Annotated in this window: 10 protein-coding genes; 9 read left to right on the plus strand and 1 reads right to left on the minus strand. The window is 62.4% G+C overall.

What is annotated here, in order from left to right; all coding sequences use genetic code 11:
* Positions 1–156: 156 nt before the first annotated feature.
* From AC1P6P_RS17690 to AC1P6P_RS17700, 3 genes are all read left to right on the plus strand, one after another.
* Positions 157–810 (plus strand): DUF1345 domain-containing protein, encoded by a 654-nt coding sequence (locus AC1P6P_RS17690; RefSeq protein WP_481403765.1) that lies wholly within the window; start codon positions 157–159, stop codon positions 808–810.
* A 163-nt stretch (positions 811–973) separates the two neighbouring features.
* A complete protein-coding gene (hemA, locus tag AC1P6P_RS17695) occupies positions 974–2,197 on the plus strand; it encodes a 5-aminolevulinate synthase (RefSeq protein ID WP_481403766.1) in 1,224 nt (407 codons plus the stop codon).
* Positions 2,197–2,385, plus strand: coding sequence for a DUF6898 family protein (locus AC1P6P_RS17700; RefSeq protein WP_481403767.1), 189 nt, complete (start codon positions 2,197–2,199; stop codon positions 2,383–2,385). The genes hemA and AC1P6P_RS17700 overlap by 1 nt, the downstream gene beginning before the upstream one ends.
* 71 nt (positions 2,386–2,456) lie before the next feature.
* On the opposite strand, the gene AC1P6P_RS17705 is transcribed toward AC1P6P_RS17700, so the two are convergent.
* Positions 2,457–2,879 carry a Ros/MucR family transcriptional regulator gene (locus tag AC1P6P_RS17705; protein ID WP_481403768.1) on the minus strand — a complete coding sequence of 141 codons (423 nt, stop codon included), beginning with the start codon at positions 2,877–2,879 and terminating at the stop codon, positions 2,457–2,459.
* A 368-nt stretch (positions 2,880–3,247) separates the two neighbouring features.
* Between AC1P6P_RS17705 and glyA the strand changes: the two genes are divergently transcribed.
* From glyA to AC1P6P_RS17735, 6 genes are all read left to right on the plus strand, one after another.
* On the plus strand, positions 3,248–4,540 hold the full coding sequence (gene glyA / locus AC1P6P_RS17710) for a serine hydroxymethyltransferase (protein WP_481403769.1): 1,293 nt from the start codon (positions 3,248–3,250) through the stop codon (positions 4,538–4,540).
* Positions 4,541–4,566: 26 nt separating this feature from the next.
* A complete protein-coding gene (nrdR, locus tag AC1P6P_RS17715; protein ID WP_481403770.1) occupies positions 4,567–5,034 on the plus strand; it encodes a transcriptional regulator NrdR in 468 nt (155 codons plus the stop codon).
* Between the two features lie 91 nt (positions 5,035–5,125).
* Positions 5,126–5,548, plus strand: coding sequence for a GxxExxY protein (locus tag AC1P6P_RS17720; RefSeq protein ID WP_481403771.1), 423 nt, complete (start codon positions 5,126–5,128; stop codon positions 5,546–5,548).
* A gap of 185 nt (positions 5,549–5,733) precedes the next feature.
* Positions 5,734–6,834, plus strand: coding sequence for a bifunctional diaminohydroxyphosphoribosylaminopyrimidine deaminase/5-amino-6-(5-phosphoribosylamino)uracil reductase RibD (gene ribD / locus AC1P6P_RS17725; RefSeq protein WP_481403772.1), 1,101 nt, complete (start codon positions 5,734–5,736; stop codon positions 6,832–6,834).
* 9 nt (positions 6,835–6,843) lie between these two features.
* On the plus strand, positions 6,844–7,437 hold the full coding sequence (locus AC1P6P_RS17730) for a riboflavin synthase (RefSeq protein WP_481403773.1): 594 nt from the start codon (positions 6,844–6,846) through the stop codon (positions 7,435–7,437).
* Positions 7,434–7,864, plus strand: a 431-nt coding sequence (locus AC1P6P_RS17735; protein WP_481403774.1) for a 3,4-dihydroxy-2-butanone-4-phosphate synthase, incomplete at its 3' end; no start/stop codon positions are given. The genes AC1P6P_RS17730 and AC1P6P_RS17735, both read left to right, overlap by 4 nt.

Below are 7,864 nucleotides of genomic sequence, written 5' to 3' on the forward strand. Positions count from 1 at the left end.
GCCCGAACGTGTGTTCCTGAACGGCCAAGGCCCGTCCACGCTGCTTTCTAGCGTGCGCGGGCCTTGGTGTTTTCCGGATCGCCTGCCACCGCCGCACCGGACAGCTCGCGCTGCATCGGGATGGCCGCCGCTTTCGACTCGTGCGAGCATGGCGCCATGCTGCCGACCCGAAAACAACTGCATCACCACGTCTATCATCACAGCCGCTTCTACGTCGCGCTGGCCAGCGGTGTGTTCGTCTGGGCGGCATTCGTGCTCGGCAACGGCCCGCAGCCAGTGGCGGCGGCCGGTGACGCCTTCTTTGTCGTCTATCTCGCGGCAGCGCTGGGTGTGCTGGTGGGCCATACCCCGGCCGATCTCAAGCGCCGAGCCGCCCGCCAGGACGAAGGCATCCTGGTGGTGGTGGCGATCACCCTGACGGTCATCGCCGTCAACGTGACCGGCGTGTTTCTGGCGCTGAATGCCGGCGGCAAGCTTGACACCCTGTCATTGGCTCTGGTGCTGGCGGCAGCCCCGCTGGGCTGGTTCGTGCTTCATACGATCTCGGCGTTTCATTACGCCAACATGTTCTATTTCGATCCTCCGGGTGATGCCAAAGCCGGCGAGGCCCTCGAGTTCCCCGGCACGCCCGAACCCGATCTGTGGGACTTCCTCTATTTTTCCTTCGTCATCGGCATGACCGCGCAAGTGTCGGATGTTCAAGTCCGCTCGCGGGCGATGCGCAAGGCGGCGACCGGTCATGGCATCGTCTCATTTTTCTTCAACACCGTTCTGATCGCCCTGGTGGTCAATGCTGTGGTGGCCCGGTAACGGGTCCGCGGATATGACAACCTGGTGGTGATTACGGACGTGCGCACGAATGCTGCGCGAGCTATTATCATGTGACAATAAAACCGCGCTATTTTCTTGAAAGGTTCCAAAATAACCCTGATTATGCGGCACCTGCTTCGGGGGGGATGGAGTAATAAAAACCATGTCTTTTCCGTATCTTGCGCGTTTCCAGGAAGCCATCGCCGAGCTCAAGCGCGAAGGCCGATACCGGGTCTTTGCTGATCTTTTGCGCCGCAAGGGGGCATTCCCGACGGCGACCTATTATGGCGAGGCCGACCCTCGCGACATCACCATCTGGTGTTCAAATGATTACCTCGGCATGGGCCAGCACCCGAAGGTGCTCGCCGCCATGCATGAAGCATTGGATGCGTGTGGCGCCGGCGCCGGTGGAACACGCAATATCTCCGGTACGACCCACTATCATATCCAACTCGAGCAGGAACTTGCCGACCTGCATGGCAAGGAAGCGGCGCTGACCTTCACGTCGGGCTATGTCTCCAACGACGCGACGCTGTCGACATTATCGAAGCTGCTGCCCAATGCGGTGCTGATTTCCGATCAGCTCAATCACAATTCGATGATTGAAGGCATCCGCCACGGCGGCGCCGAGAAGAAGATTTTCCGCCACAACGACGTCGAACACCTCGAAGACATCCTGAAGGCGATCGAGCCGCACCGGCCCAAGGTGATCGCGTTCGAAGGCGTCTATTCGATGGACGGCGATTTCGGCCCGACCGAAAAGATCTGCGATCTGGCCGACAAATACGGCGCCTTCACCTATATCGACGAAGTCCATGCCGTCGGCATGTATGGCCCGCGCGGCGCCGGCATTGGGGCCCGCGACGGCACCATGAGCCGCATCGACATCGTGGAAGGCACGCTGGCCAAGGCCTATGGCGTGCAGGGGGGCTACATCACGGCCAAGGCGGCGGTGATCGACGCCATCCGCTCGTTCGCGCCCGGCTTCATCTTCTCGACCTCGCTGGCGCCGGTGTTGTGCGCCGGTGCGATCGCCTCCATCCGCCATCTCAAGGAAAGCAACGTCGAACGCCAGAAGCAGCAGGCGGCGGCGGGGCGTCTCAAGGCGATGCTGAAGGGCGCCGGTCTGCCGATCATCGACACGCCCAGCCACATCGTGCCGGTGATGGTCGGCGATCCGGTGTGCTGCAAGGCGGTGTCGGACGCGCTGATGAACGACTACGGCATCTATGTGCAGCCGATCAATTATCCGACCGTGCCGCGCGGCAAGGAGCGGCTGCGTTTCACGCCGGGCCCGCTGCATACGCCGCAGATGATGGACAAGCTGGTCGGTGCGCTGTCGGATTTGTGGAGGCACCACGAGCTGCCGAATCAGTCCGTGGCCTGATGGTCGCGACCGACGAGGGCGTCTACATCGAGTGCATCCAGCAGGGCGGGCTTCTGAAGGTCAGTGCCGTCGATCCCAAGACCGGCACCGAAGCCAGTGTCTTCGGCCCGATCGCTGCACGCCAGGGCCTGATCCGCAACGCGGTCGCCAAGCTGAAGATGGTGATGAAGAAGGCGAATAGCGAATAGCGAAAAACGGCAGGCGGACGATGCCCGTCAATCCCCTATTCGCTATTCGCTATTCGCTATTCGCCTGTTCCTTATCCCCGCCGGCGGCTCTTCGTGACGGGCTTGCCGAGGCCGATCTTCTTGGCGAATTCGGAGCGCTGGGCAGCGTAGTTGGAGGCGACCATCGGATAGTCCGGCGGCAGGCCCCACTTGGTGCGGTACTGGTCGGGCGACAGGCCGTAGCGCGAGCGCAGATAGCGCTTCAGCATCTTCAGGCGTTTGCCGTCTTCGAGGCAGATCAGATACTCCGGCGTGATCGACTTCTTGATCGTCACGGCCGGCTTCTGGTTGGTCGCGACTTCGGCGGCCGGCGCGCCCGACAGCGTTCCCAGCGTGGCATGGACGTTCTTGATCATCCCCGGCAGTTCGCTCACCGGCACAGGGTTATTGCTGACATAGGCGGCGACGATGTCGCTCGCGAGTTTCAGCAGTTCGCTACCCTTCGAACTTTCCATTTCAAATTTCCTTGCCGAGCCGGCTGGCGCCAAGCATTCGGCGGTTACTGGTTTTGCACGACGCGTCTTGGTCAATCTCGGTCGAACTCGATTCGAGGTTGGCAGAATAATGCCAAGTATTCACAGGACGTTTAATTTTGCAAATTAGGCCCCTGTAACCGATTGGATTGCAACAAATAGTTGATTACTGACTTCGCGTAACGTTTGTATTCGCGTAGCGGTGGAGTGGTCTTTTGTTTACACTCGTTGCGACCGAAACTCGCGTTTTGGCGTCAACTCCGCCCAGGCTCTAGATTTGGTAAAGGGGAAGGGGTACGACCGCAGGAGGTGCCCCGCCGCTCAACGGCTAGGCGCCGCGGGTCAGGGCAATGGAGGCAAAAGTGGCCGGGCGTACCGATTTTTTCACTCAGGGTGTGGCTGAAACCGATCCCGACCTCAACCAGGCAATCACTGACGAACTCAAGCGTCAGCAAGAAAAGATTGAGCTGATTGCCTCCGAAAACATTGTTTCCAAGGCAGTCTTGGAAGCACAGGGCTCCGTCCTGACCAATAAATACGCCGAAGGATACTCGGGCCGGCGCTATTACGGCGGCTGCGAATACGTCGATGTTGCGGAAAACCTCGCGATTGCGCGCGCCTGCAAGCTGTTCGACTGCTCCTTTGCCAACGTCCAGCCGCATTCCGGCGCCCAGGCAAACCAGGCGGTGTTTTTCGCCCTGATGCAGCCGGGCGATACCTTCCTCGGCCTTGACCTGTCCTGCGGTGGGCATCTGACCCATGGCTCGCCGGTCAATCAGTCGGGCAAGTGGTTCAAGCCGGTCGGCTACAAGGTCCGCCGCCAGGACCACCGCATCGACATGGACGAGGTCGCGGCGCTGGCCAAGGCGCACAACCCCAAGGTCATCATCGCGGGCGGCTCAGCCTATCCGCGCCACATCGATTTCGCCGCCTTCCGCAAGATCGCGGACGAGGTCGGGGCGTACTTCATGGTCGACATGTCCCACTTCGCCGGTCTGGTGGCGGGTGAGGCGCACCCCAATCCGCTCGACCACGCCCACGTCGTGACCACCACCACCCACAAGACCCTGCGCGGTCCGCGTGGCGGCATGATCCTGTCGCGCGATGCCGACCTCGGCAAGAAGATCAACTCGGCCGTCTTCCCCGGCCTGCAGGGCGGTCCCTTGATGCATGTCATTGCCGCCAAGGCGGTGGCGTTCGGCGAGGCGTTGAAGCCCGAGTTCAAGATCTACGCGAAAGCCGTTGTCGACAATGCGAAAATCCTTGCCGAGACGCTTTACGCCGGCGGTCTCGATATCGTCTCCGGCGGCACCGACACACACCTGATGCTGGTCGATCTGAGGCCCAAAGGCACGACCGGCAAGGCGGCCGAGAAGGCGCTCGATCGCGCCTTCATCACCTGCAACAAGAATTCCATTCCGTTCGATACCGAGAAGTACACCATCACCTCCGGCATCCGTCTGGGGACGCCGGCCGGTACGACGCGCGGCTTCGGCCCGGTCGAATTCAAGGAAATTGGCAATCTGATCATCGAGGTCGTCGACGCTCTTGGCAAAAAGGGTGAAGCGGGCGATGCCGATGTGGAAGCCAAAGTGCGTGCTCGCGTGCGTGAGCTGTGCAGTCACTTCCCGATCTATCAATAGGCACATCGAAGCCCTAGAGAACCACCATGCGCTGCCCCTTCTGCGGTCACGACGATACTCAGGTCAAAGACAGCCGCCCGTCCGAGGACAACTCGGCGATCCGCCGCCGGCGCCACTGCCCGGAATGCGGCGGGCGCTTCACCACGTTCGAGCGCGTGCAGCTGCGCGAGCTGATCGTGGTCAAGAAAAGCGGGCGGCGCGAGCCGTTCGATCGCGACAAGCTGGAGCGCTCGATCAACCATGCCCTGCGCAAGCGCCCGGTCGAGCAGGACCGCGTCGACCGCATGATCACCGGCATCGTCCGCCGCCTCGAAAGCATGGGCGAGAACGAAGTCCCGTCGCCGATGATCGGCGAACTGGTGATGCAGGCACTGTCAAGTCTGGACAAGGTCGCCTACGTGCGCTTCGCGTCGGTCTACAAGAACTTCCGCGAAGCCAAGGATTTCGAAGCCATCCTCGGCGAAATCCACGGCGGCATCGAAGACAAGGACTGAACGCGCGTTCGGGCGCTTTCAGGTGGTACTGCTTTTGGGGTTCACGCGGAGACGCGGAGGCGCGGAGCGGGTGTGCCAAGCTACCAGATCGTTGGATGACATCACCGGCGTAATCGTTGATGCGGCCGTCAAGCTGCATAAGGGGCTTGGTCCTGGGCTGCTGGAGTCCGTGTACGAATTGGTTCTGACACGCGACTTGCTGCGCCGCGGCCTGCACGTTGAACGTCAGAAAGCAATTTCGTTTCAGTACGACGGCTTGGAATTCGAAGATGCGTTCAGGATCGATCTGCTGATCGAGGCGCAAGTGGTTGTTGAAATCAAGTCCGTCGAGCGTTCGGCGCCTGTTCACGCCAAGCAGCTGCTGACCTATTTGCGGTTAATGAAATTGCCCGTAGGGCTTTTGATGAATTTCGGGGCGCCAACGCTGATGCAGGGATTGCAACGAGTGGTGAACGGACTTGCCCCCTCGGCATCACCTCACCTTCGCGTGAACCAAGCTACCGGTGAGGGATGATCGTGGCTCAATCCAACGAACGGACAATGCGCACGCGGAGCCGCGGAGACGCGGAGCGGGCAGGCCAGATGGATAACGAGTGGCTCTGGGACTGGCGGAAACAGTGGCACGCCGGTGAGGCGAGCATGACTCGCTCCGCGCCTCCGCGCCTCCGCGTGAATCATTACTTCGGCGAGGAATAGACGGTGCCGGCAAATCCGCACGATTTGGAATTCATGCGCCATGCCTTGACCCTCGCCGCTCGTGGGCTGGGGGAGGTTGCGCCTAATCCGGCGGTCGGGTGTGTGATCGTCAAGGATGGCGTCGTGGTCGGGCGCGGGCGGACGGCGCGTGGAGGCCGGCCGCATGCCGAACCGCAGGCGCTGGCCGAGGCGGGCGAGGCGGCGCGCGGCGCCACGGCCTATGTCACGCTGGAGCCCTGTTCGCATCACGGCCATACCGCGCCGTGCAGCAAGGCGCTGATCGATGCTGGCGTCGCCCGGGTGGTGGTGGCGGTGTCGGACCCCGATACACGAGTCAACGGCGAAGGCATCGCCTGGCTCCGGATGGCGGGCGTGGAAGTCACGACCGGGGTCTGCGAGCCTGAGGCGGCTGAGCTGAACGCCGGGTTCTTCCTGAAGGTGCGTCACGCCCGGCCGCTGGTCACTCTCAAGCTGGCCCAGAGCCTTGATGGCAAGATCGCCACCGCGACTGGCGACAGCCGCTGGATCACCTCCGAACCGGCCCGGGCGTATGGCCACCTGCTGCGGGCCAGGCACGACGCCATCCTGATCGGGGTGGGCACGGCGCTGGCCGACGATCCGATGCTGACCTGCCGCCTGCCGGGGCTGGAAGACCGTTCCCCGGTCCGCGTGGTGGTCGATACCCGCCGCCGGCTGGCGCCGTGGTCGCAGCTCGCCCAAACGGCGAAGGACATTCCGACCCTGGTCTACACCACCTCGCCCGAAGGCGGCGGGGCGCTGGAGGTGTGCGGCGTGGAGGTGATTGCGGTCGCCCGCGACGTCACCGGACGCCCGGACCTTGCCGCTGTCCTGGCCGATCTGGCAGGGCGCGGTATCACCCGGCTGTTGGTGGAGGGCGGCGCTTCGATCCATGCCGGGTTCCTCAACCGCGGTTTGGCCGACCGGCTGGAGGTTTTTAGCGCTCCCATGGTGCTGGGCGGGTCGGGGCTCAGTTCGGTGGAGGCGCTGTCGGCGTTGGCGCTCAGCGAGGCCCCAAAATTCCGAATGACAGCCCGGCGCAGCCTCGGCCCGGACCTTCTGGTAAGCTACGCCCGAAAAGACTAGGTACACGCCATGTTCACAGGAATCGTCACCGATGTCGGCCAAGTCCGGCAGATCGAAAAGCGCGGCGACACGCATATCGTGATCGCCCATCATTACGACATGGACAAGCTGCCGATGGGCGGCTCGGTCGCCTGCTGCGGCGCCTGCCTGACCATCGTCGAAAAGGGCAGCAATGCGGACAAATGGTTCGCCGTGACGGCTTCGGCCGAAACCCTGTCCAAGACCACCATGGGCACCTGGAAGGCCGGCACGCCGGTCAACCTCGAACTGCCGCTCAAGGTCGGCGATGAGCTCGGCGGCCACATCGTGTCCGGCCATATCGACGGGCTGGCGGAATTGGTGAAGCTGACGCCCGAGGGCGAAAGCACCCGCATGACGTTCGAGGCGCCCAAGGCGCTGGCGAAATACATCGCCGAGAAAGGCTCGGTGGCGCTCGACGGAATTTCATTGACCGTCAACGAAGTCGAAGGCAATCGCTTCGGGGTCAACATCATTCCGCATACACTGGAGGTGACGACATTCGGCCACCTCAAGCCCGGCATGAAGGTGAACCTCGAAATCGATACCATCGCGCGCTACGTGGCAAGGCTGGTGAAAGCATGAGCAAGCTCGAAGACCTGCCGCACTTCCATGAATACATTTCGCCGGTGGACGAGATCATCGAGACCGTGCGCAACGGCAAGATGGTGATCCTGGTCGACGCCGAGGATCGCGAAAACGAGGGCGATCTCTACATTCCGGCCCAGATGTGCACGCCCGAAGCGATCAACTTCATGGCCAAGTTCGGCCGTGGCCTGATCTGCCTCGCCATGACCCAGGAGCGCGCCGAAAAGCTGCAGATTCCGATGATGACGCAGTTCAACGCCGCCATGCACCGCACCGCCTTCACGGTGTCGATCGAGGCCAAGGAAGGCGTCTCCACCGGCATCTCGGCGCACGACCGCGCCCACACCGTCGCCGTCGCCATCGACCCGACCAAGGGCCCCGGCGACATCGTCATGCCCGGCCATGTCTTCCCGCTGGTGGCGCG

It is taken from the genome of Rhizomicrobium sp. (assembly GCF_056722145.1).